The sequence below is a fragment of the Microbacterium sp. LWO14-1.2 genome, assembly GCF_038397715.1.
GTDB lineage: Bacteria > Actinomycetota > Actinomycetes > Actinomycetales > Microbacteriaceae > Microbacterium.
Map to the genome: position 1 here is coordinate 1,540,174 of NZ_CP151633.1, position 22,797 is coordinate 1,562,970.

The following is a 22,797-nucleotide window of genomic DNA, read 5'->3' on the forward strand; positions in this document are numbered from 1 at the left end:
GGGGCGCGCCTCGCTCCCACCCTCCTGCCTGCCTGCCTGCTGCGCCCGCCTGCCTGAGCAGCCGAGACCCACCACGCGCGCCGAGACCCACCATCCGCGACGTCTTTCGTGGTGGGTTTGGACGCGGGTGGTGGGTTTGGACGCGGGTGGTGGGTCTCGGCGCAAGTGAGCGGGGGCGCGGGGTGGGTCTCGGCGCAAGTGAGCGGGGGCGCGGGGGAGGGCGGGCGCGGGGCGACTCGACACGGGAACGGGCACGCGCAGGCGCCTGTCTAGGCTGAGGGGATGAGCGCGCACGAGGTCTGGCCTGTCCGCACCGAACGGCTGCAGGTGCGCCCGATGACCGCGGCCGACATCGACGTGATGTGGGAGTGGCGGCGCCTGCCCGACGTGAACCGCTGGCTGGGGCTCGCGCCCGACACGATCGAGGCGTTCCGCGAGCGGTACCTCGACCCCGACCGGCTCGCGGCGATGCACCTGATCGAACTCGTCGCCGCCGACAGCGGCGCCACCGCGATCGGCGACGTGATGATCCGGATCGGCGACGGATGGGCGCAGCTCGAGGTCGCCGACCAGGCGAAGGGCGTCGAGGCGGAGCTCGGCTGGGTGCTCGATCCCGCGCACACCGGACAGGGCTATGCGACCGAGGCGATCCGCGCTGTCATCGACACGTGCTTCGGGCCCCTCGGGCTGCGCCGCGTGCACGCCGGATGCTTCGCCGACAACGAGCCGTCGTGGCGCCTCATGGAGAGGCTCGGCATGCGGCGCGAGGAGTTCAGCCGCAAGACCGCCCTGCACCGCTCCGGCGAGTGGCTCGACGGCATGAACTACGGCATCCTCGCGGAGGAGTGGGCAGCGATCTGAATCGTCGGATCAGCCGGCGACGAGCGCGAGCACGAGGGTCGCGATCACCACCGTCGGCACGGCCACCGCCGCACCCCACAGCATGAGCGTGCGCCAGCGGATCTCGACCCCCAGAGACACGACCCGGTGATGCCAGAGCAGCGTCGCGAGCGACGCCCACGGGGTGATGAGGGGTCCGAGATTCACGCCGATCAGCAGCGCCATGAGCGTGACGGGGTCGGAAGCCGCAGGTTCGAGGATCAGATACGCGGGCAGGTTGTTGACCCCGTTGGCGGCGAGCGCCCCCGCCGACGCGAGTCCGAGCAGCTGCCCCACCCCGTGACCGTCGGTCGCGAGGGCGGAGAGGACGTCGAGGATGCCGTTCGCGTGCGCTGTCTCGACCAGCACGAACAGCGAGGCCGCGAGGCCGATCGCCTGCCACGGCACGAGCGACAGGCGCAGCACGTGCGGCCGACGCACGGCGAACAGCACCACGAGCAGCACGGCGGCGACGGTCGCCGGAATCCACACGTCGTGGGTGAGCGCCAGCAGCGGCATGAGGAGGATCAGGATGCCGGCTGCTCCCCAGAACAGCACGCGATCGGACGGTGCGGCGGCCGACGGCATCCGATATCCGCCGAAGAGCGTGCGGCGGTGCACGATCGTCAGGAGGGCGACCGGGACGACGATGCCGACGAGAGTCGGCGCCCAGCTCAGCGCGAGGAAGGATGCCGGGGACTCGCCGATCGCGGGCGCCGCGAGCAGGTTCGTGAGGTTCGAGACGGGCAGCGCGAGGGAGGCCGTGTTCGCGAGCCACACGGTCGCGAACGCGAAGGGCAGCGGTGAGACGCCGATGCTCTGCGCCAGCACGACGACCACGGGTGTGACGATCACGGCGGTCGTGTCGAGCGACAGGAACACCGTGCTCACGACCGCGAGCACGACGACCGAGGCCCAGAGGGCGATGACGCGTCCGCGACCCCAGCGGGCCAGGCGCTGGGCGACGAGGTCGAACACCGCCGCATCGCGCGCGAGCTCGGCGACGATCGTGATGGCGACGACGAATCCGAGGACGGGCGTGATCCGTGCGCCGAGCGCCCCGGCATCCGGTGCGGGGAGGATGCCGCTGACGAGGCAGACGAGGGCGATGGCGACCAGCACCAGGACGATGATGGTGCCCGGCCCCGGCCGGCGTCGCGTCGCGCTCACTTCGTGAGTGTACGGCCGGTTGAGGCGGATGCGGGCGTCGGCGCCGATGCGACTCGCTCGAGCGGTGTCACCTCGGGACAGATCCCCGCACTCGGCGTGAGCATCCCGCATGCATTCCGGCATACCGCCGTAGGGGAAGCGTGAGGATCACGGATACGGCCCCCGCACGGGAGTTGTATCGACTCTCGTGCTCGACATCATCTACATCGCGCTGACTCTCGCGCTGTTCGCCCTGGTCACCCTCATCGCGAAGGGGGTGGAGAGACTGTGATCGTCTTCGAGATCATCGGCGCGGCCCTCGCCGTCGCCGCCGCCGTCTACCTCGTGGTCGCCCTCGTCGCGCCGGAGAAGTTCTGATGGGCGCGGGATCCGGCGCCGAGATCTGGTTCGGCGTCCTCCAGGCGGCCGTGCTGATCGTCGCGCTCGTGCTGCTCTATCGCCCCCTCGGCGACTACATGGCGCACGTGTTCAGCACGCCGCGCGACCTCCGCGTCGAGCGCGGCGTGTATCGCGTGATCGGTGTGGACTCGGCATCCGAGCAGACCTGGCGCGCCTACGCACGCAGCGTGATCGCGTTCTCCGTCGTCGGTCTGCTGCTCGTGTACGGGCTGCAGCGTCTGCAGGCGTTCCTCCCCGAATCGCTCGGCCTGCCCGCCGTACCGGAGGGGCTCGCCTTCAACACCGCCGCGTCGTTCGTCGCCAACACGAACTGGCAGTCGTACTCGCCCGAGCAGACCATGGGCTACACCGTGCAGCTCGCGGGTCTCACGGTGCAGAACTTCGTGTCGGCGGCGGTGGGTCTCGCGGTGGCCGTCGCGCTCATCCGCGGGTTCGCCCGCCGCGGCTCGACGACGATCGGCAACTTCTGGGTCGATCTGATCCGCGCCCTCGGGCGCATCCTCCTCCCCCTCGCCCTGATCGGCGCGGTCGCGCTCCTCGCGGGCGGGGTGATCCAGAACTTCGCCGGCTTCACCGACGTGACGACCGTTTCCGGCGGCACGCAGACGATCCCCGGCGGACCGGTCGCGTCACAGGAGGCCATCAAGCTGCTCGGAACCAACGGCGGCGGATTCTTCAACGCGAACTCCGCGCACCCGTTCGAGAACCCCACCGGCTTCACGAACCTCCTGCAGATCCTGCTCATTCTCGTGATCCCGTTCGCGCTCCCGCGCACCTTCGGACGGATGCTCGGCGACAACCGGCAGGGCTACGCGATCGCCGCCGTCATGGGCACGATCTTCCTCGTCTCGACGTTCGCCCTCTCGGCGCTCGAGCTCGCCGGCCGCGGCACGGCCCCCGAGCTCGCCGGATCGGCGATGGAGGGCAAGGAGGTGCGCTTCGGCATCCTCAGCTCCGCCCTGTTCGGCAGCGCCAGCACTCTCACCTCGACCGGTGCGGTGAACTCCATGCACGACTCGTACACCGCGCTCGGCGGCATGATGCCGATGCTCAACATGATGCTCGGCGAGGTCGCCCCCGGCGGGGTGGGATCGGGCTTGTACGGGATGCTGGTGCTCGCCGTGATCGCGGTGTTCGTCGGCGGACTCCTCGTCGGCCGCACCCCCGAGTACCTCGGCAAGCGGATCGGTCCGCGCGAGATCAAGCTCGCGAGCCTCTACATCCTCGTGACGCCGACGCTCGTGCTGCTCGGCACCGCGCTGAGCTTCGCCGTGCCCGGGATCCGCGCCGACGTCGAGTCGACCAGCATCCTGAACCCCGGCGTCCACGGCATGAGCGAAGTCCTCTACGCCTTCACGTCGGCGTCGAACAACAACGGCTCCGCGTTCGCCGGTCTCACCGCGAACACGCCCTGGTTCAACACCGCCCTCGGCGTCGCCATGCTGCTCGGCCGGTTCATCCCGATCGTGCTCGTGCTCGCCCTCGCCGGGTCGTTCGCCGCCCAGCAGCGCGTGCCCGAGACGACCGGCACGCTGCCCACCCACCGGCCCCAGTTCGTCGGACTCCTCACCGCCGTGACGGTCATCATCACGGCACTCACCTACTTCCCCGTGCTCGCACTCGGACCGCTCGCCGAAGGACTCGCCTGATCATGGATTCGCACGTTTCGTCTCGCTCCGCTCGCTCGACGACCGAGGGGGATGCCGCTCGCTCGACGACCGAGGGGGATGCCGGCGCAGCCGCCGCACCGCCCGCACCCCGCTCGTTCGGGTGGGCGCAGCTCACGCAGGCCCTCCCCGGTGCGCTGCGCAAGCTCAACCCGGCCTCACTGCTGCGCAACCCCGTCATGCTGCTCGTGTGGGTCGGCGCGGCGTTCACGACCGTCCTCGCGATCGCCGAGCCGTTCCTCGGCGGACCCGCCGCCTCCGGCGGCACCCCCGTGCCCGCTCCGTTCACCTGGGGCATCGCGATCTGGCTCTGGCTGACCGTGCTGTTCGCCAACGTCGCGGAATCGGTCGCCGAAGGCCGCGGCAAGGCGCAGGCCGCCACCCTGCGCAAGACCCGCACGAGCACCATGGCCCGGCGGGTCATACGGTACGACGCGACGACGGATGCCACGGCGGAGCGCTCCGAGACCGTCGACGTGTCGTCGGCTGAGCTGCAGCGCGACGACATCGTGATCGTCGCGGCGGGCGACCTGATCCCCGGCGACGGCGACATCGTGGCCGGCATCGCGACGGTCGACGAATCGGCCATCACGGGCGAGAGCGCGCCGGTGATCCGCGAGTCGGGCGGCGACCGCAGCGCCGTCACCGGCGGCACCCGCGTGCTGTCGGACCGCATCGTCGTGCGCATCACGTCGAAGCCCGGCGAGACGTTCGTCGACCGCATGATCGCGCTCGTCGAAGGTGCGAGCCGTCAGCGCACCCCGAACGAGATCGCCCTCAACATCCTCCTCGCGAGCCTCTCGATCGTGTTCGTGGTGGTGGTGCTGGCGTTGAACCCGATCGCGTCGTACGCGGCATCTCCCGTCAGCATCCCCGTCCTGATCGCTCTTCTCGTCTGCCTCATCCCGACCACGATCGGCGCGCTGCTGTCGGCCATCGGCATCGCCGGCATGGACCGCCTCGTGCAGCGCAACGTGCTCGCCATGTCGGGCCGCGCGGTCGAGGCCGCGGGCGACGTCACCACGCTCCTGCTCGACAAGACCGGCACGATCACCTACGGCAACCGGCGCGCCCACGAGGTGCTGCCCCTGTCGGGGATCGACGCCGAGGAGCTGCTGCGCGTCGCCGCCCTCTCCTCCCTCGCCGACCCCACCCCGGAGGGGGCGTCGATCGTCGATCTGGCGGCGAGCCGCGGCATCCGTGTCGAACAGCCGGCGGATGCCGTCGTCGTGCCGTTCACCGCCCAGACCCGCATGTCGGGACTCGACCTCGCCGACGGCACGCAGATCCGCAAGGGCGCCGGCTCCGCCGTCGCCGCCTGGCTCGGACTGGACGCGGATGCCGAACTCGCCGCCCTCACCGACGGCGTGGCCTCGAGCGGCGGCACCCCGCTGGTCGTCGCCGTCCGCGCGGCGCCCGGCGACCGCATCCTCGGGGTCGTGCACCTCAAGGACATCGTCAAGGACGGCCTGCGAGAGCGGTTCGACGAGCTGCGCAGCATGGGCATCCGCACGGTCATGATCACGGGTGACAACCCGCTCACGGCCGCCGCGATCGCGAAGGAGGCCGGCGTCGACGACTTCCTCGCCGAGGCGACACCCGAGCAGAAGCTCGAGCTCATCAAGCGCGAGCAGGAGGGCGGCCGCCTCGTCGCGATGACCGGCGACGGCACGAACGATGCCCCGGCGCTGGCTCAGGCCGACGTCGGCGTGGCGATGAACACGGGCACCTCAGCCGCGAAGGAGGCCGGCAACATGGTCGACCTCGACTCCGACCCGACGAAGCTCATCGACATCGTGCGCATCGGCAAGCAGCTGCTCATCACGCGCGGCGCGCTGACGACGTTCTCCCTCGCGAACGACATCGCCAAGTACTTCGCCATCATCCCGGCGATGTTCATGGGCGTCTTCCCCGGACTCGCGGCGCTGAACATCATGCAGCTGCACTCCCCGGCATCCGCGGTGACGAGCGCGATCATCTTCAACGCGATCGTGATCGTGTTCCTCATCCCGCTCGCGCTCCGCGGTGTGAAGTACACCCCGGCGAGCGCCTCGCAGATACTGCAGCGCAACCTGCTCGTCTACGGCCTCGGCGGTGTGATCGCCCCGTTCATCGGCATCAAGCTGATCGACCTCGTCGTCAGTCTGATCCCCGGGTTCTGACACGTCCCGCCCGCTTCTGCACGACCCGCACACCGAAAGGCCTCTCATGTCCACCCGCTCCACCCTTCGCACCACCGGCGTCGCCGTGCGCGCCATGGTCGTCCTCACGCTCGTGCTCGGCGTCGCGTACACGCTCGTCGTGACCGGCATCGGCCAGCTCCTGCTGCCGTTCCAGGCGAACGGGTCGCCGCTGCCCGATGACAAGGGCAGCGCGCTGATCGGGCAGTCGTTCACGGATGCCGACGGCGAGGCGCTCCCGGAGTACTTCCAGTCCCGTCCGTCCGCCGCCGGCGACGGATACGACGGCACGAGCTCGAGCGGCAGCAACCTCGGACCCGAGAACACCGACCTCGTCGCATCGATCGAGGAGCGTCGCGCGGCGATCGCAGAGCGCGAGGGCGTGAGCGAGGATGCCGTGCCGGCCGACGCCGTGACGGCATCCGGTTCGGGTCTCGACCCGCACATCAGCGTCGCCTACGCGCTGCTCCAGGTGCCGCGCGTCGCGGCGGCGCGCGACCTGCCCGAGCAGGAGGTGCGCGACCTCGTGGAGTCTAGGATTCAAGGGCGGGATCTGGGATTCCTCGGCGAGGAGCGCATCAACACGGCCGAACTCAATCTCGCGCTCGATGAGCGGGAGGGCGAATGACGGCATCCGGCAAGCGGGGTCGGCTCCGCGTGCTGCTCGGCGCCGCACCCGGCGTCGGCAAGACGTTCGAGATGCTGGCCGAGGGGCGGCGCCTTCTCGACGAGGGCCGCGACGTCGTGATCGCGATCGTCGAGACGCACGACCGAGCCGCGACGGCCGCGCAGACCGTCGGCATCCCGGAGATCCCGCGCCGCACCGAGCTGCACCGCGGAGTGCCGCTCACGGAGATGGATCTGGATGCGGTGCTCGCACGGCATCCGGAGATCGCGCTCGTCGACGAGCTCGCGCACACGAACACCCCCGGCTCGGCGAACGCGAAGCGGTGGCAGGACGTGGAGGTGCTGCTCGATGCCGGGATCGACGTCGTCACGACCGTGAACGTGCAGCACATCGACTCGCTGAACGCCGTCGTCGAGAAGATCACCGGCGTCGCTCAGCAGGAGACGATCCCGGATGCCGTGGTGCGCGCGGCCGACGAGATCGAGGTCGTCGACCTGGCGCCCCAGTCGCTCCGAGACCGCCTCTCGGCGGGACTCGTGTATCCGGCGGAGCGCATCGACGCCGCGCTGTCGAACTACTTCCGTCTCGGCAACCTCACCGCACTGCGCGAGCTCGCGCTGCTGTGGCTCGCCGACGAGGTCGACTCGGCGCTGCGCAGCTACCGGGCCGATCACGGCATCGAGGGCACGTGGCAGGCGCGCGAGCGCGTGGTCGTGGCCCTCACCGGCGGCCCGGAGGGCGAGACCCTGCTGCGCCGCGGCGCCCGCATCGCCGCGAGGTCGGCCGGCGGCGAACTGCTCGCCGTGCACGTCGCTGCCCAGGACGGACTCCGCGACGAGACCCCCGGCGCCCTGGCCGCGCAGCGGTCGCTGGTCGAATCGCTCGGGGGCAGCTTCCATCAGATCATCGGCGACGACATCCCCGCCACGCTCGTCGAGTTCGCGCAGGGTGCCGATGCGACGCAGCTGGTGATCGGCGTCAGCCGGCGCGGACGGCTCGCGGCAGCACTGACGGGACCGGGCATCGGCTCGGAGGTCATCCGGCGCTCCGGCGACATCGACGTGCACATCGTCACGCACGCCGCGGCCGGCAACCGCGTGCGGCTCCCCCGCATCACGGGCGGCGCCCTGGGCTGGCGGCGGCAGGTCCTGGGCTTCGCGGTCGCGCTCGTGTTCGGGCCGCTGCTGTCGTGGGTCATGTTCACGTTCCGCAGCCCGGAGTCGATCACGGCCGAGGTGCTCGCCTATCAGCTGCTCGTCGTCGTGGTCGCTCTCGTCGGCGGTGTGCGGCCCGCGGTCTTCGCGGCCGTGCTGTCGGGGGTCACCCTCGACTTCCTGTTCGTGGCGCCCCTCTTCACGATCACGATCGCCCACCCGCTGCATGTGCTGGCGCTCGCCCTGTACGTCGTGATCGCGGTGCTCGTGAGCATCATCGTCGACCAGGCCGCCCGGCGCGCCCGCACCGCACAGCGCGCCGCCGCCGAGGCGGAGCTGCTCGCCGCGGTCGCCGGCAACGTGCTCCGCGGCGACAACGCCCTGATCGCGCTCGTCAGCCGCACCCGCGAGGCGTTCGGCCTCGCCGGGGTGCGCCTGCTCACCCCCGACGGGGAGGTGCTGGCGAGCGACGGCGAACCCGTACCAGACGGCCGCGTCACGACGGTCGCCGTCGACGGAGCGTCGCCCGCGATCCTCGAGCTCAGCGGCGAACCCCTCGACACCCCGGCCCGCCGGCTGCTCGACGCGATCGTCGCGCAGCTCGCCGCCGCGATCGAGCACACCGACCTGCGCGCCACCGCCCGCGAGGCGGCCGCCCTCGCCGAGACCGACCAGGTGCGCACGGCTCTGCTGTCGGCGGTGAGCCACGACCTGCGGCGCCCTCTCGCATCGGCGGTCGCCGCGATCGGCGGACTCCGCGGGGCGCACGGCCTCTCGGCATCCGATCGGGAGGAGCTGCTGGCGACCGCCGACGAGAGCCTGGCGACCCTGTCGTCGCTGGTGACCGACCTGCTCGACGTGAGCCGGGTGCAGGCCGGCGTGCTCGCCGTCTCGACCATGCGGCTCGACGTCGCCGGGCCCGTGCTCGCCGCGGTCGACGAGCTCGCACTCGGTCCCGCCGACGTCGAGCTCGCCCTCGACGCCGACCTGCCCGCGGTGTCCGCCGACCCCGTGCTGCTGCAGCGAGTGCTCGTGAACGTGATCGCCAACGCGCACCGGCACGCGCCCGACGACAGCCGCGTCATCGTGTCGACGAGCGCGATCGGCGATCACGCGGAGATCCGCGTGATCGATCGCGGCGCCGGGGTTCCCGCCGAGAAGCGCGACCAGATCTTCCAGCCGTTCCAGCGGCTCGGAGACACCGACAACACCACCGGGCTCGGACTCGGTCTCGCCCTGTCGCGCGGGTTCGCCGAGGGCATGGGCGGTAGCCTGACACCCGAGGACACCCCCGGCGGTGGGCTCACCATGGTCATCTCGCTGCCGCTCGCCGGCGCCGACACGGAGGGGGCGGAGTGAAGCTCCTCATCGCCGACGACGATCCGCAGATGGTGCGCGCGCTGCGCATCACGCTCGCCGCGCACGGGTACGAGGTGGTCGTCGCCGCCGACGGTGCCGCGGCCGTCGCGACGGCCGCGCAGACCCACCCCGACCTGATCATGCTCGACCTGGGCATGCCGCGACTCGACGGGATCGAGGTCATCCAGGCGCTGCGCGGATGGACGAGCGTGCCCATCATCGTCGTCTCCGGGCGCACGGGCTCCGCCGACAAGGTCGAGGCGCTGGATGCCGGGGCCGACGACTTCGTCACCAAGCCGTTCCAGGTCGACGAGCTGCTCGCCCGCCTGCGCGCCCTGTCGCGACGGGCGGCGCCGGCCGGGGAGTCCACCGTCGGATTCGGGGACGTCGTCGTCGACCTCGCGACGAAGACCGTCACCCGCTCCGGCTCGCGCGTGCACCTCACGCCGACCGAGTGGCGGATGCTGGAGCACCTCGCGCGGCATCCCGGCGCCCTCGTCACCCGGCAGGACCTGCTGAAGGAGATCTGGGGCAGCGAGCAGGTCTCCGACTCCGGGTACCTGCGCCTGTACATGTCGCAGCTGCGCAAGAAGCTCGAGCGCGAACCCGGGTCGCCGGAGCACCTGCTGACCGAGTCGGGAATGGGCTACCGGCTCGTGCTCTGAGGGCGCTTTGGGCGTCTTCCCCTCGCCCCCGCAACTTCTGCGGCCCTCGGCGCCTTCTGCGGCCGTGCGGGAGCACAGTGGCCGCAGAAGTTGCCCATGGCCGCAAAAGTTGGTGCGCGAGCGGGTCAGCGGGACACGGATGCCGTGCGGCGGCGCCGCAGGACCCCGACCACGCCCGCGACGACGAGCGCCACCGCGACCACGATCCCCGCGACGGCGGTGACGGTGCTGTCGGGCTCGCCGGTGAGGCGTCCGACCGCGAGCCACGAGAGCCCCCAGGCGGTGGCCAGCGCCGGGGCGATGCGCTTCAGCACGAGCGCGCTCGCGACGCCGATGACGAGGACGACGGCCAGCACGGCGACGGCCCAGACCTCCGCCTGCTCAGCCCAGTCGGCCGGGGCGATCTGCGTGAACCAGGCCGCGGTGTTGGCGACGGTCGCGATCGTGACCCACCCGAAGTGCAGGCCGTTGGCTCCGTCGACCACGATCCGTTCGGGGATCGTGCGTGCGCTGCGCCGATTCAGCAGCACCATGACGCGGGCGAGAGCGGCGAGCAGTAGGGCGATCACGATGACGGTGAGCGGAAGCGTGAGGAACTGCGCCGTCACGAGCCAGAGGCCGTTGAGCACCATGGTCGCGGCGATCCACCAGCCGACCGTGCGCTGACGCTCGTCGGTCCGCTGCGCGGGGAGCGCCTGCCACACCGCGTACGCGATCAGACCGAGATAGATGAGGGACCAGATCGAGAACGCGGGTCCGGCGGGCGCGAGGTACGAGCCGGATGCCGACAGCGCGCCGTCCTGCAGCTCGTCGACCGACGTGCCGCCGAACGCACCGGATCCGACGGCGGCGGCGATCAGCATGAAGGTCGCCGCAGCGATGATCGCGGCCTGGCGGAGGATGTCGTTCGTCCGGGATTCCATGCCCCGCACGCTACGCGCCCGGCCCCGAGCCGCCCAGACCCTTGACTCTCGCTTGGCTAACGTCTAGCCTGGCTAGCTAAATACGGCGAGTGCGGGGTTGTTCGGTGCGAAGGAGATCACACGTTGCGAAGGACTCATGCGCGGCATCCGTCCTTCGCTACGCGAGATCTCCTTCGGTACGCGTGAGCGTGACGGCGAGAGAGGTCAGCGGACGGCTGCGTCGATCAGCACCTCTGCCGCGCCTCGCGCCTGGGCCGCCACGGACGAGTCGCCCGAGATCGCGGCCGTGCTCTGGGCGCCCTCCGCCAGGATCGACAGCTGCGCTGCGAGGGATGCCGGGGCGCCGGCGTCTGTGACGAGGCCCGCCATGTACTGCTGGAACGAGGCCTTATGGTCGCGCACGAGCGCCGCGACCTCGGGGTTCGTGCCACCCAGCTCGCCGAACGCGTTGATGAACGCGCATCCGCGGAAGCTGTCGGTGCAGAACCAGTCCTCGAGGTACCCGTAGACGGCGAGCAGGCGATCGCGCGGATCGTCTCCGGCATCCGTCACCGCCCCGGTCAGTCCCGACTCCCACTCCCCGTGCTTGCGGTCGAGCACAGCCGTGACGATGTCGGCCTTCGCGGGGAAGAGCGCATAGAGCCGGCGCAGCGACACGCCGGACGCGGCACGGAGCTCGTCCATGCCCACGGCCGCGTATCCCTTGCGGTAGTACAGCTCCTCCGCGGCGGAGAGGATGCGTTCGCGAGCCTCTTCTTCGGTCATACCCAAGAGTTTACTTGACACGAGAACGAACGTTCTCTATGTTGGTCCTATCGAGCGAGAACGATCGTTCTCACCGGAACCGAAAGGATCAGGATCATGGGTTACATCACCGTAGGAAACGAGAACAGCACCCCCGTCGAGCTCTACTACGAGGACCAGGGTTCGGGTCAGCCCGTCGTCCTGATCCACGGGTACCCGCTCGACGGCCACAGCTGGGAGCGCCAGACCCGCGAACTGCTCGACCAGGGCTACCGCGTCATCACGTATGACCGCCGCGGGTTCGGCCAGTCGTCGAAGGTCGGCTCCGGCTACGACTACGACACCTTCGCCGCAGATCTGAACACCGTGCTCGAGACGCTCGACCTGCGCGACGTCGTGCTCGTCGGCTTCTCGATGGGCACCGGCGAGCTCGCCCGCTACGTCGCGAAGTACGGCCACGATCGCGTCGCCAAGCTCGCCTTCCTCGCCTCGCTCGAGCCGTTCCTCGTGCAGCGCGACGACAACCCCGAGGGCGTGCCGCAGGACGTGTTCGACGGGATCGCCGCCGCCGCCAAGGGCGACCGCTTCGCGTGGTTCACCCAGTTCTACAACGACTTCTACAACCTCGACGAGAACCTCGGCTCGCGTATCAGCCAGGAAGCCGTCACCGGCAGCTGGAACGTCGCGGTCGGCAGCGCCCCCGTCGCCGCCTACGCCGTGGTGCCGTCGTGGATCGAGGACTTCCGCGGCGACGTCGAGGCGGTGCGCGCCGCCGGAAAGCCCACCCTGATCCTGCACGGCACGAAGGACAACATCCTCCCCATCGACGCCACCGCACGTCGGTTCCACCAGGCGGTGCCGGAGGCCGAGTACGTCGAGGTCGAGGGCGCCCCGCACGGCCTCCTCTGGACCCACGCCGACGAGGTCAACGCAGCCCTGAAGGGCTTCCTCGCGAAGTAACCCCCGGAGCGGAGCAGCGAGCGAGACGAAACGCGGCGAGCGTCACACGACGGTCACCGCGTTTCGTCTCGCTTCGCTCGCTCAACGACCCGCAGAAGGATCCGCTCGCTCAACGAGCCGGAGAAGGACTCGCTCGCTCAACGACCCGCAGGACCCGCTCGCTCAACGACCCGGAGAAGGATCCGTCCGGTCAGCGCGTTTCGTCCCGACCGGCGGCGGGAAGAGGAGCACGGCGGCGGAGAGCGAGCAGGCCGACAGTCGTGAGCACCCCGCCGAGGACTGTCAGGAGCACGATCGACACCGTGTCGGGGCCCGTGTCGGGCAGCCGGCCGGCGGCGGACGGCGCCACTGCTCCCGCCACCCCAGCCGAACCAGGCGCAGTCGCGGGCGGACCAGCGGGCGGCGCGGCAGGCGGCAGTGCACTCGGCGGCAGCGCCACGATGCCCGCGTCAGTGCCGGTCACATCGGGAGCCGCCGCGGTCACCGCGATCACGCCCGTGCGTCCGGTGAGCGGGTCGGGGTCGGAGTCCGCGGCGTCGTCACCGGCGTCGCGCGGCGCGAACCCGTCGCCGCGCGCCAGCCCCTGGAAGACCACCGTGTACCGCCCGAACGGGACCTGCGTGAAGGAGTAGGCGCCGGAGTCGTCCGTCGTCGTCCGCGCCGCCTCCGCGCCGTCCTCGCGCAACAGCACCACCGTGACACCGGCCACTCCAGGCTCGTCCGCGTCACGCACTCCGTCACGGTCGCGATCGCGCCAGACGCGAGAACCGATCGAGCCCGCACTGCGTGCCATGACGACTCCGGCATCCACATCCGTCACGTCGGGCGTCGCGGTCGTGAGCGGCACACCGCCGGTGCGCCCCGTGGCGGGGTCGGCATCGGAGTCCGCGCCGTCGTCGTCGCCCGCGTTCGCGGTCGTGAGCACGGCACCCTCGGGCAGGCCCGTGAAGCCGACCGTGTACAGGTCGAGCGTCAGCTCCGTGAACGAGTATCGGCCGGCCGCGTTCGTCGCGGCGCGCTCCACCTCGGTGCCGTCCTCGAGGAACAGCACGACCGTGACGCCCGGAAGCCCTGGCTCGTCCGGATCCTGCACACCGTCACGGTCGCGGTCATCCCACACCCGATCGCCGATGGATCCGAGTCGGGTGGCCAGACCGGCATCCACGTCGGTGACGTCGGGTCTGCCCGCCGACAGGATGATCACGCCGGTGCGGCCAGTCGCGGGGTCGGCGTCGGAATCGACGGCGTCGTCGCCGCCCGCGTCGCGCACGGTGAGCACGACGTTCGGCCGAAGGCGCTCGAAGCCCACGGTGTACGAGCCCAGCGGCAGGTTCCGGAACGAGTACTCTCCGCTGCGGTCGGTCTCGGTCCGCTCGATCTCCGCACCGTCCGCGCCGTAGAGCACGACCGTGACGTCGGCGGCGCTGGATTCGTCGGGATCCTGGATGCCGTCGCGATCCTCGTCGCGCCACACGCGGTCGCCGATGGAGCCCAGACGCGGGTTCTGCTCGGTCGCGCTCGCGGCCGGCGCGGTCACGAGCTCGACGCCCGCCAGCACACCCACCCCCAGCACGCCGAGCAGCACGATGGCCGCGGAATGGATGAGCTGGTTCGTGCGCATGACGGTTCCCCCCGACGATCTGACTCGGCCATGCTGACAGAGGCCGACGGTCCATCGGACGGAATATCGATATGGGTTGCTCAACCCCGGCGAAACGGTGAGCGTATGGCGGAATTCCGCGAAATCAGCCGCGCATCGCGACACCCCGACGCCAGTAGCCCATGAAGGCCACCTGCCCGCGATCGATGCCGAGATCCTTCACGAGGTGACGGCGCAGGGTGGTGACGACCCCGCTCTCGCCGGCGATCCAGAAGTAGCGCTCCGCCGGGGCATCCGCCACCGCGATGTCCTCGCCGAGCCCGGAGTAGTCGGGGGTCTCCCAGAGCAGGTCCTCGGACTCGATGTCGGTCACGTCGACGTCGTCTGCGGCATCCGCGTCGCCGAGGTACTCGAGCACCGCAGGGATCAGCTGCAGTCCATGGGCCTGCTCGTCCGCACGGGGCAGCCACCGCACCTCGACGCCCGCGGGAGCGGCGATCGAGAGCACGTCGTCGGCCGACGGCACCTCGATAAACGCGCAGCCGCGCAGATCGCGCGGAGCGTCTTCCAGGATGCGGGCGATCGCGGGCGCGGCGGTCTCGTCGCCGGCCAGCACGACGGATGCCGCGGTACCCGGTTCGAACTCCGCTCCCCCGTGCGCGGAGGACGGCAGGCCGCGGCGCGGCCCGACCACGTACAGCTCCTGTCCGACGGCAGCGGCGTCGGCCCAGCGCGACGCGGGTCCCGAGAGGCCGGGTGCGAGGTGCAGCACGAAGTCGACGTCGACCTCGGTGCCGGCATCCGTCACGCGCAGCTCGCGCACCGAGTACGTGCGCATCGAGCCGCGCTCGTCCTCGGGCACCGCGAGGTACGAGGCCCACCAGTTGTCGGTCTCGCGATCGAGGGCCGGCAGCACGCCGGACGCCGGCGGGAAGACGAGCTTGATGCGGGAGTCGAACACGTCGCCGGGCGTTCCGAACTCGAACAGCTCGTCGCCGCCGAACGTGACCCGCACGAAGTTCGGCGAGACGCGGTCGACCGCGCGCACCTCGGCACGCGCCAGCACATAGGTGGGACGCTCGGTGGTGGTCTCAGCGGACATGGTGCCTCCCGATCGGTGTGACCATCGGCTTTCCGGAAACCGGGTCGGTGGTGATCTGATTCGCGAGGCCGAAGACCTCTTCGACGTGCTCTGCCGTCACGACCTCCTGCGGCGTGCCGGTGACGTGCACGCGTCCGTCCTTCATCGCGACGAGCTCGTCGGAGTAGCGGGCGGCGAGGTTCAGATCGTGCAGCACCATCACGATGGTCGTGCCGCGCGAGACGCTGAGGTCCGTGAGCAGGTCGAGCACCTCGACCTGGTGCGCGACGTCGAGGAACGTGGTCGGCTCGTCGAGCAGCAGGATGTCGGTCTCCTGCGCGAGCGCCATCGCGATCCATACCCGCTGACGCTGCCCGCCGGACAGCTCGTCGACACTGCGATCGGCGAGGTCGGTGGTTCCGGTGACGGCGAGCGCGTCGGCGACGACCTCGTAGTCGTGGGTGCTCCAGCGCGACAGCATCTTCTGGTGCGGGTGCCGGCCCCGGCCCACCAGGTCGGCCACCGCGATGCCCTCCGGCGCCACCGGCGACTGCGGCAGCAGTCCGAGGATGCGCGCGACCTCCTTCGTGGGGCGCGTGTGCACCGAGGTGCCGTCGAGCACGATCTGCCCCGCCGAGGGTGAGAGCAGGCGCGCGAGCGAGCGGAGCAGCGTCGACTTGCCGCATCCGTTCGCCCCGACGATCGTGGTGATCCTGCCCGGCGCGATCTGCAGATCGAGGCCGTCGATGACCGTGCGGTCGCCGTAGGCGAGGGTGACGGACTCCGCCGTCAGGGTATGCGCCTCGGTCACAGAGAGCCTCCCGAGCGATTGGTGCGGACGAGCAGATAGATGAGGTAGGGGGCGCCGAGCACACCGGTGATGACGCCGACCGGGTAGCGCTCACCGAAGGCGAACTGGCCGAGCAGGTCGCTGCCGAGAACGAGCGCGGCGCCGACGAACGCGCTCGGCAGCAGCAGGTTCGCGCCGGGTCCCGTGATGCGCGCGGCGATCGGACCGGCCATGAACGCGACGAACGCGATCGGCCCGGTGGCGGCGGTGGCGAACGCGAGCAGCGCCACGGCGCCGAGGATGCAGAGCACGCGCGTCGTGTTCACCCGCACCCCGAGCCCGGATGCCGAGTCGTCGCCGAGCTGCATCGCGCCGAGCGCCCGGCCCTGCGCGAGCAGCAGCGGCACGATCACGAGCGCCGCGATGGCGAGCGGGGCGACGCGCTCCCAGGAGGCGCTGTTCAGGCTGCCGGTGAGCCACTGCATCGCGGTCTGGATGTCCCACGACGCGGCCCGCGACAGCACGTACGAGATCACGCTCTGCAGCATCAGCGAGACGCCGATGCCGATGAGGATCAGCCGGGTGCCCGCGAAGCCGCCGCGGATCGACAGCAGGTAGATGGCTGCGGCGGTGACCAGCGCGCCGCCGAGGGCCAGGAGCGAGACGAGCGGTCCGTCGAGGCCCAGCACGATGATGCCGATCACCGCGGCGGCGCCCGCGCCGTTCGAGATGCCGATGATGTCGGGCGAGGCGAGCGGGTTGCGCAGCAGCGTCTGGAACGAGACCCCGGCCATGCCGAACGCGATGCCCGCGAGGATCGCCAGCACGGCGCGAGGCAGCCGCAGCTCCCCGACCGTGAACGAGGCCCCGGGCACGGTCTCGCCCAGGATGACCCGTACGACAGCGTCGAGCGGGTAGAACGTGTTGCCCACCATGAGCGCGACCGTGAACAGCACGAGCAGCAGCACGCCGAGCACGATCGTGGCGACCGCATGGCGACGGTGGCGGGCCCGGCGTCCGGTGACGATCGCGGCGATGCGGTCGTGGGCGACGGTCTGGGCCGGCGCGGTGCGATCCATGGTGCTCACAGCTCCCGCACCTTCTGCCGGCGCACGATCCAGATGAAGAACGGCGCTCCGATGACCGCGGTGATGATGCCCACCTGGATCTCCTCCGACGACGGCGAGATGACCCGGCCGACGATGTCGCTCGCGAGCAGCAGCGCTGCACCCGCGGTCGCCGAGAACGGCAGCAGCCAGCGGTGGTCGGTGCCGATCAGCATCCGGCACACGTGCGGGATGACGAGGCCGATGAACCCGATCGGACCGGCGATCGCCGTGGCCGCACCGGCGAGGATCACGGCACCGAGCGCCGACACGAGCCGGGTGCGGAACACGTGCTCGCCGAGCCCCTTGGCCATGTCGTCGCCGAGCGCGAGCGAGTTCATGCCCCGCGCGCTCGCCAGGCAGATGAGGGCGCCGAGCGCGAGAACAGGCGCGGTCAGCGCGATGCGCGGCCACTCCGCACCGCCGACCCCGCCGATCTGCCACGCCTGGAAGGCCTGCAGCAGGTCGACGCGCGGCAGCATGACGGCGCTGATGAGGGAGGCGAAGGCGGCCGAGGTCGCCGCACCCGCGAGGGCGAGCTTGAGCGGGGTCGCCCCGCCACGGCCGAGCGAGCCGACGGTGTACACGAACGCGGCCGCGAGCGCCGCACCCGTGATGGCGAGGGCCATCTGTCCGTACGGATTCGTGAGTCCGAGGAACGCGAGCCCCAGCACCACGGCGAAGGACGCGCCGTTCGACACCCCGAGGATGCCCGGGTCGGCGACCGGATTGCGGGTCACCGCCTGCATGGTCGCGCCCGACAGTGCGAGAGCCGCTCCGACGAGGAGCGCGAGGACCGTGCGCGGGATGCGCTTGACGACAGCCGCCTCGGCGATCGTGTCGGCGTGCCCCGAGAGCGCCGCCCCGATGTCGTCGAGCGTGACTGCCCGCACCCCGAAACTGACCGACAGCGCGCACAGCACGAGCAGCACGCCCACGCCGGCCAGCAGCCAGAGGGTACGCACCCACGCCGGGCGTCGCAGGTCTGCGATGCCCGGCGCGGGAGCGGCGACAGCGGTCACGGGATCAGAGCGGGATGGCGCGGACGATCACTGCGCGAGCGGCGCAGCCAGGGCCTCGAAGTAGGCGTCGATGCCCCACGGGATGGAGAGCGGCGTCGGGTTGGCCGATGCCGCGAGCGGGGTGGAGTCGGGCAGCACGGCGACGCGGCCCTCGGCGATAGCGGGGATCTTCGACAGGAGCGGGTCGGCCTGCAGGAGGGCGAGCGTCGAGTCGTCGCCGTACGTGATGATGAGGTCGACATCGTCGAACTTCGCCGCGTCCTCCGCGCTGACCTGCAGGTAGAACTGGTCGGTGTCGGCATCCGCCTCGAGCAGCGAGGAGAGCGGCATTCCGAGCTCGTTCAGGTAGCCGACGCGGGGGTCGATCGGCGTGTAGTACCCGATCTGGCTGAGGTCGGTCGGGTCGACGAAGAAGAACATCGCCTTCTTGTCCTTGAGGTCGCCCTGCGCGTCGAGCGCGGCCTCGGCGTCGGAGTGCAGCTTCTCGACGAGGGCGTCGCCCTCGTCCTCGAGCCCGAGGGCCTTCGAGTTCATCTCGATCATCTCGTCGACGGTGGTGCCCCAGGGGATGTCGGGGTACGCGACGACCGGGGCGATCTTGGAGAGGGTGTCGTACTCCTCCTTGGTGATCGCGGAGTACGACGCGAGGATCACGTCGGGCTGCGTGTCGGCGACGGCCTCGAAGTCGATGCCGTCGGACTCGTCGAACAGCACCGGGGTCTCGCCGCCGAGCTCGTCGAGCTTCTCCTCAACCCAGGGCAGGATGCCGTTGTCGTCGTCGTCGCCCCACGTCGCCTTGCTCATGCCGACCGGCACGATGCCCAGCGCGAGCGGCACCTCGTGGTTGGCCCACGCCACCGTCGCGACGCGCTCGGGCTTCTCGGTGATCGTGGTCTCGCCGTAGACGTGCTCGATCGTGACCGGGAAGGCCGAGTCGTCGGCCGGGTTGCTCCCGGCGGAGTCGGAGTCGCCGCCGGACGGGGTCGAGCAGGCGGCGAGGCCCACGGCGAGCGCCGCGGCGACACCGGCGGCGAGGAGACGGGAGGTGCGCACAGGCGTTCCCTTCGGTTGGAGATGGAGGGTACGGCGCACGGAGGGGCGCCAGGGCTTTGGTAAGCCTGGCCTAATCTAACAGAAAGTAAGGCGACCCTCATCTCGGGGTGCCGGACCGGGTGCGGGGCGTGGTGCGCGATGCAGGGTGGGATGCGGGGGTGGGATGCGGGGGGAGGGATGCAGAAAGCCGGCCGGATCCGTGAGGGATCCGACCGGCTTCAGGAAGTCAGCGCGTGCTCAGAGAGCGCGGATGTTCGCCGCCTGCATGCCCTTGGGGCCACGCTCAGCGTCGAATTCGACCTTCTGGTTCTCGCGGAGCTCCTTGAAACCGGAGCCGGCGATAGCCGAGTAGTGAGCGAAGAGGTCTTCCGAACCGTCATCAGGAGCGATGAAGCCGAAGCCCTTCTCCGCGTTGAACCATTTCACAGTGCCAGTGGCCATGTGTTTTCTACTTTCTGTTGATACGGCCGCTGAAGCGACCTGTGCCGCGCCAGATCATCCGGCGCGCACACTCCGTCAACGTATCACGGCGGGCTGACGAACGGTCGGGGTGTTCTCGCGGTGGAGGACGGCCACCTCCGTCCGACTCGCCACCCCGAGCTTGCGGAGCACCGCCGACACGTGGACGCTCACCGTCTTCACGCTGATGAAGAGGCGCTCGGCGATCTGACGGTTGCTGAGCCCCTCGGCGATGAGTTCGAGCACCTGGAGCTCGCGCGCGGTGAGCGGCTCGGCGTCGCCCGACCCGACGCCTCCCGCATGCCGGGAATCGGCCGCGCGGAGCCCGGCGGCGTGCGCGAACTCGGCGACCGCCCGCCCGAGGGGCACGTGTCCGAGGGTCTCGGCCGTGCGTCGCGCCTCGTCGAGGACGGATGCGGCGGCCGGCCGTTCTGCGGTGTCGACCAGCATCCGCGCGAGTACGAGACGGGCCATGACGCGGAACGTGACCGGCACATCGTCGCCGTCGGCGAGGTCGACAGCAGACCGCAGCGCGGGGATCGAGGGGTCGAGGAACGCCGAGAGGATCCTCCACCACGCGTCGTCGAGGAGCTGCTCGGGCTGGCTGAGCCAGGCCTCGCGCACCTCGGACACCGCGTCGTCGACCGCCTCGCCGGTCGCCCGGAGCTCGGCGATGAGCCACCCCGCTTCGAGCATCAGGCGACGTTCGTGCAGCAGCCTCGGGCCGTCGTCGCGGAGCATGGCACGGACCTCGTCGAGCGCGGCCCGCAGGTCTCCTCCGCTCTCGGCGACCGAGAGGCGCATCATGATCTCGTCGTACCAGATCTGCCGTTCGTCGACGCCGGCCTCGGCGAACACCGGGTGCCACTCGCGCACGATCTCGGCGGCCTCGACGTGGCGACCGCGCCACGACAGCACACGCACACGCGTCATGGTCGAGTAGGCGTGGAAGATGCGCAGAGTGGCCTGTGCGAGCTCGCGCGCCAGCATCCCCTCGACGCGCTCGATCTCGCCCATCTCGAGCAGAGGCACCGCCATGTTCTGCGTCATGATCGCGCCGGTGGTGCGCTCGACGCCGTACTCGCGGGCTCGCTCCATCCCCTCCTCGGCCACACGGACCGCGTCGCGATAACGCCCGAGCAGACCGAGCAGGTCGGAGTAGTTGACGCGGTAGCGCAGCTCCGCGTTGGTCGTGTTCGCGCGGGCGAGCGCGAGCGCGTACTGCTCGTGCGCGTCGGCGACGCTGCCCAGATGCGCGAGCGAGGCCGCGCGGATGTTCGCCGCGATCGACGTCTCCTCGTCCGAGCCCGCCGCGTCGCCGCGGCGCTCCGCCTCCGTCGCGATGTCGATCGCGTCGGCGAGGCGCCCCGCGACCATGTACCGGCTGCCGAGCTGATTGAGGATCGAGGCATGCAGCCGATCGTCGTCGACGCGACCGTCGAGCACGGAGAGCGAGTCCTGCAGCAGCGGCACCGAGCCGTTCCGCCCGAGGTTCATCGTGTAGTACGCCTTGTCGCGCAGCAGGCGCGCGTGGGTGCGCGGGTCGACGGCCGCGGGGTCGACCTCGGACAGCGCGAGATTCACCACGGCGAGCGCTCTCTCCCCATCGCCGGCGTTGCGCAGCACCGAGCCCAGCGAGCGCAGGAACTCCAGGCGCGGGACATCGACGACGATCTCGGCGTCGGGCACCTGGGCCCACAGGTCGAGCACGAGCTCACCGAACCGCGCGGCACTCGCGAACGCGAACCGTGCCTTGGCATCGCTCATCGCCGTCATGGCCGCCGCCAGGGCCCGGCGGGGGTCCTGCGCGAGCTGCCAGTGGTATGCGAGGGCAGCCGGCTCGCCGCTCGCCGCGCCGGCGCCCTGCTGCTCCATGAGCTCGGCGTACGAACGATGCAGCCGGGCGCGCTCGCCCGGGAGCAGGTCGTCGTGCACGGCCTCGCGCAGCAGCGCATGGCGGAAGCGGTACTCGTCGTCGACCACGATCAGGATGCCGCTCTGCGTCGCCTCACGGATCGCCTCGTCGAGCCTCCCGTCGGCGAGCCCGGCGAGCGCGGAGATCGTCGGATGGGTCAGCGCACGATCGGCACCCGAGGCGACCTGCACCACGCGGCGTGCGTCGTCGCCGAGACGGTCGAACCGGGCGAGCAGCAGGTCGCGCAGTGTGCCGGGGAGCGGACCGGCCGAGCATCCCGCGATCTCCTCGATGAAGAACGGCACTCCCTCGGCGCGCGACCGGATGCGCTCGAGCGCGGTGTCGCTGAGCGGCTGACCGATGATCGCCTCGGCGAGCTCGCGCACCGCATCGGCGTCGAGGCGGTCGACCTGCACGCGGTCGAGCAGACGCGCGCGCGTGGACTCGCCGATGAACGAGCTCACCGCGTCACCCCGGCGCACGTCGTCGCTGCGGCACGAGAGGAGCAGCATGATGCGCCCCCGGGTCAGGGAGCGCATGAGGAAGGCGAGGATCGCGAGCGTCGAGTCGTCGGCCCAGTGCAGGTCTTCGACGATCAGCACCTGCGGGTTGCGTTCGGCGGCGACCTCGATGAGCGCGGCGATCGCATCGCGCACCCGATCAGGACTCGTCTGACTGCGCTCGGTGGGATTGAGCTCGGGCAGCAGCATCCCGAGCGCCTCGGCGCCGACGCCCAGCTGCGCGCGCACGCTCTCGGCACCCAGCTGCGACACGATCGAGCGCAGGATGCCGACGAGCGGCCCGAACGGCGTGCGCGACGCCCCGAGATCGAGACACCATCCGACGTGCACGTCGGCGCGGTTCGCGACTTCGGCGGCGAACTCGCGCAGCAGCCGCGACTTGCCGATGCCCGCCTCCCCCTCGACGAGCAGGGCGACCGGCGTGCCCTCCAGCGACCGCTCGAAGACCGCGCGCACGACCCGCGTCTCGGCCTCGCGGCCGACCATCGCGGTGCTCGGGGCGGACGGGGACATGCACTCATC

19 protein-coding genes are annotated in these 22,797 nt (G+C 70.8%); 8 read left to right on the top strand and 11 right to left on the bottom strand.

The window, feature by feature from the left end:
- Positions 1-282 precede the first annotated feature (282 nt).
- Positions 283-861, top strand: a complete 579-nt coding sequence (locus MRBLWO14_RS07385; RefSeq protein ID WP_341935808.1) for a GNAT family protein — start codon at positions 283-285, stop codon at positions 859-861.
- Positions 862-870: 9 nt separating this feature from the next.
- Here MRBLWO14_RS07385 and MRBLWO14_RS07390 read toward each other — a convergent pair whose 3' ends face one another.
- Positions 871-2,049 carry an SLC13 family permease gene (locus MRBLWO14_RS07390; RefSeq protein ID WP_341935809.1) on the bottom strand — a complete coding sequence of 393 codons (1,179 nt, stop codon included), beginning with the start codon at positions 2,047-2,049 and terminating at the stop codon, positions 871-873.
- A 267-nt stretch (positions 2,050-2,316) separates the two neighbouring features.
- On the opposite strand from MRBLWO14_RS07390, the gene kdpF reads away from it, so the two are divergent.
- From kdpF to MRBLWO14_RS07420, 6 genes are read left to right on the top strand one after another with little or no spacing between them, the layout of a single operon-like run.
- Positions 2,317-2,406: a K(+)-transporting ATPase subunit F gene (kdpF, locus tag MRBLWO14_RS07395; protein ID WP_341935810.1), complete on the top strand. Its 90-nt coding sequence runs from the start codon at positions 2,317-2,319 to the stop codon at positions 2,404-2,406.
- Complete coding sequence (gene kdpA, locus MRBLWO14_RS07400; RefSeq protein WP_341935811.1) at positions 2,406-4,097, top strand: potassium-transporting ATPase subunit KdpA; 1,692 nt, start codon at positions 2,406-2,408, stop codon at positions 4,095-4,097. The genes kdpF and kdpA overlap by 1 nt, the downstream gene beginning before the upstream one ends.
- A 2-nt stretch (positions 4,098-4,099) precedes the next feature.
- Positions 4,100-6,277, top strand: a complete 2,178-nt coding sequence (gene kdpB / locus MRBLWO14_RS07405) for a potassium-transporting ATPase subunit KdpB (RefSeq protein WP_341935812.1) — start codon at positions 4,100-4,102, stop codon at positions 6,275-6,277.
- 46 nt (positions 6,278-6,323) lie between these two features.
- Entirely contained in the window at positions 6,324-6,923 is a 600-nt protein-coding gene (gene kdpC, locus MRBLWO14_RS07410; protein WP_341935813.1) for a potassium-transporting ATPase subunit KdpC, read from the top strand.
- Positions 6,920-9,436, top strand: coding sequence for an ATP-binding protein (locus MRBLWO14_RS07415; RefSeq protein ID WP_341935814.1), 2,517 nt, complete (start codon positions 6,920-6,922; stop codon positions 9,434-9,436). The genes kdpC and MRBLWO14_RS07415 overlap by 4 nt, the downstream gene beginning before the upstream one ends.
- Positions 9,433-10,101 carry a response regulator gene (locus tag MRBLWO14_RS07420; protein WP_341935815.1) on the top strand — a complete coding sequence of 223 codons (669 nt, stop codon included), beginning with the start codon at positions 9,433-9,435 and terminating at the stop codon, positions 10,099-10,101. The genes MRBLWO14_RS07415 and MRBLWO14_RS07420 overlap by 4 nt, the downstream gene beginning before the upstream one ends.
- 125 nt (positions 10,102-10,226) lie before the next feature.
- Here MRBLWO14_RS07420 and MRBLWO14_RS07425 read toward each other — a convergent pair whose 3' ends face one another.
- Together MRBLWO14_RS07425 and MRBLWO14_RS07430 are read right to left on the bottom strand one after the other, a co-directional pair.
- Entirely contained in the window at positions 10,227-11,024 is a 798-nt protein-coding gene (locus MRBLWO14_RS07425) for a tryptophan-rich sensory protein (RefSeq protein WP_341935816.1), read from the bottom strand.
- A gap of 204 nt (positions 11,025-11,228) precedes the next feature.
- Positions 11,229-11,789, bottom strand: coding sequence for a TetR/AcrR family transcriptional regulator (locus MRBLWO14_RS07430; protein ID WP_341935817.1), 561 nt, complete (start codon positions 11,787-11,789; stop codon positions 11,229-11,231).
- A 96-nt stretch (positions 11,790-11,885) separates the two neighbouring features.
- Here MRBLWO14_RS07430 and MRBLWO14_RS07435 point away from each other — a divergent pair, with 96 nt between their 5' ends.
- Positions 11,886-12,728, top strand: a complete 843-nt coding sequence (locus MRBLWO14_RS07435) for an alpha/beta hydrolase (RefSeq protein ID WP_341935818.1) — start codon at positions 11,886-11,888, stop codon at positions 12,726-12,728.
- A gap of 190 nt (positions 12,729-12,918) precedes the next feature.
- On the opposite strand, the gene MRBLWO14_RS07440 is transcribed toward MRBLWO14_RS07435, so the two are convergent.
- The 8 genes from MRBLWO14_RS07440 to MRBLWO14_RS07475 all read right to left on the bottom strand — a co-directional run bounded on the left by MRBLWO14_RS07440 (position 12,919) and on the right by MRBLWO14_RS07475 (position 22,788).
- Positions 12,919-14,349 carry an SdrD B-like domain-containing protein gene (locus MRBLWO14_RS07440; RefSeq protein WP_341935819.1) on the bottom strand — a complete coding sequence of 477 codons (1,431 nt, stop codon included), beginning with the start codon at positions 14,347-14,349 and terminating at the stop codon, positions 12,919-12,921.
- Between the two features lie 124 nt (positions 14,350-14,473).
- Entirely contained in the window at positions 14,474-15,430 is a 957-nt protein-coding gene (locus tag MRBLWO14_RS07445) for a siderophore-interacting protein (RefSeq protein WP_341935820.1), read from the bottom strand.
- The gene (locus MRBLWO14_RS07450; protein WP_341935821.1) at positions 15,420-16,220 is read right to left on the bottom strand and encodes an ABC transporter ATP-binding protein; all 801 of its coding nucleotides are present in this window, start codon (positions 16,218-16,220) and stop codon (positions 15,420-15,422) included. The genes MRBLWO14_RS07445 and MRBLWO14_RS07450 overlap by 11 nt, the downstream gene beginning before the upstream one ends.
- Positions 16,217-17,278 (bottom strand): iron chelate uptake ABC transporter family permease subunit, encoded by a 1,062-nt coding sequence (locus MRBLWO14_RS07455; protein WP_341936178.1) that lies wholly within the window; start codon positions 17,276-17,278, stop codon positions 16,217-16,219. Before MRBLWO14_RS07455 ends, MRBLWO14_RS07450 begins: the two co-directional genes overlap by 4 nt.
- Positions 17,279-17,283: 5 nt before the next feature.
- The gene (locus MRBLWO14_RS07460; RefSeq protein WP_341935822.1) at positions 17,284-18,327 is read right to left on the bottom strand and encodes an iron ABC transporter permease; all 1,044 of its coding nucleotides are present in this window, start codon (positions 18,325-18,327) and stop codon (positions 17,284-17,286) included.
- Positions 18,328-18,354: 27 nt separating this feature from the next.
- Positions 18,355-19,380 (bottom strand): iron-siderophore ABC transporter substrate-binding protein, encoded by a 1,026-nt coding sequence (locus MRBLWO14_RS07465; protein ID WP_341935823.1) that lies wholly within the window; start codon positions 19,378-19,380, stop codon positions 18,355-18,357.
- 237 nt (positions 19,381-19,617) lie between these two features.
- Positions 19,618-19,821: a cold-shock protein gene (locus MRBLWO14_RS07470; protein ID WP_050723174.1), complete on the bottom strand. Its 204-nt coding sequence runs from the start codon at positions 19,819-19,821 to the stop codon at positions 19,618-19,620.
- Positions 19,822-19,896: 75 nt separating this feature from the next.
- Positions 19,897-22,788: an AAA family ATPase gene (locus MRBLWO14_RS07475; RefSeq protein ID WP_341935824.1), complete on the bottom strand. Its 2,892-nt coding sequence runs from the start codon at positions 22,786-22,788 to the stop codon at positions 19,897-19,899.
- Positions 22,789-22,797: the final 9 nt, after the last annotated feature.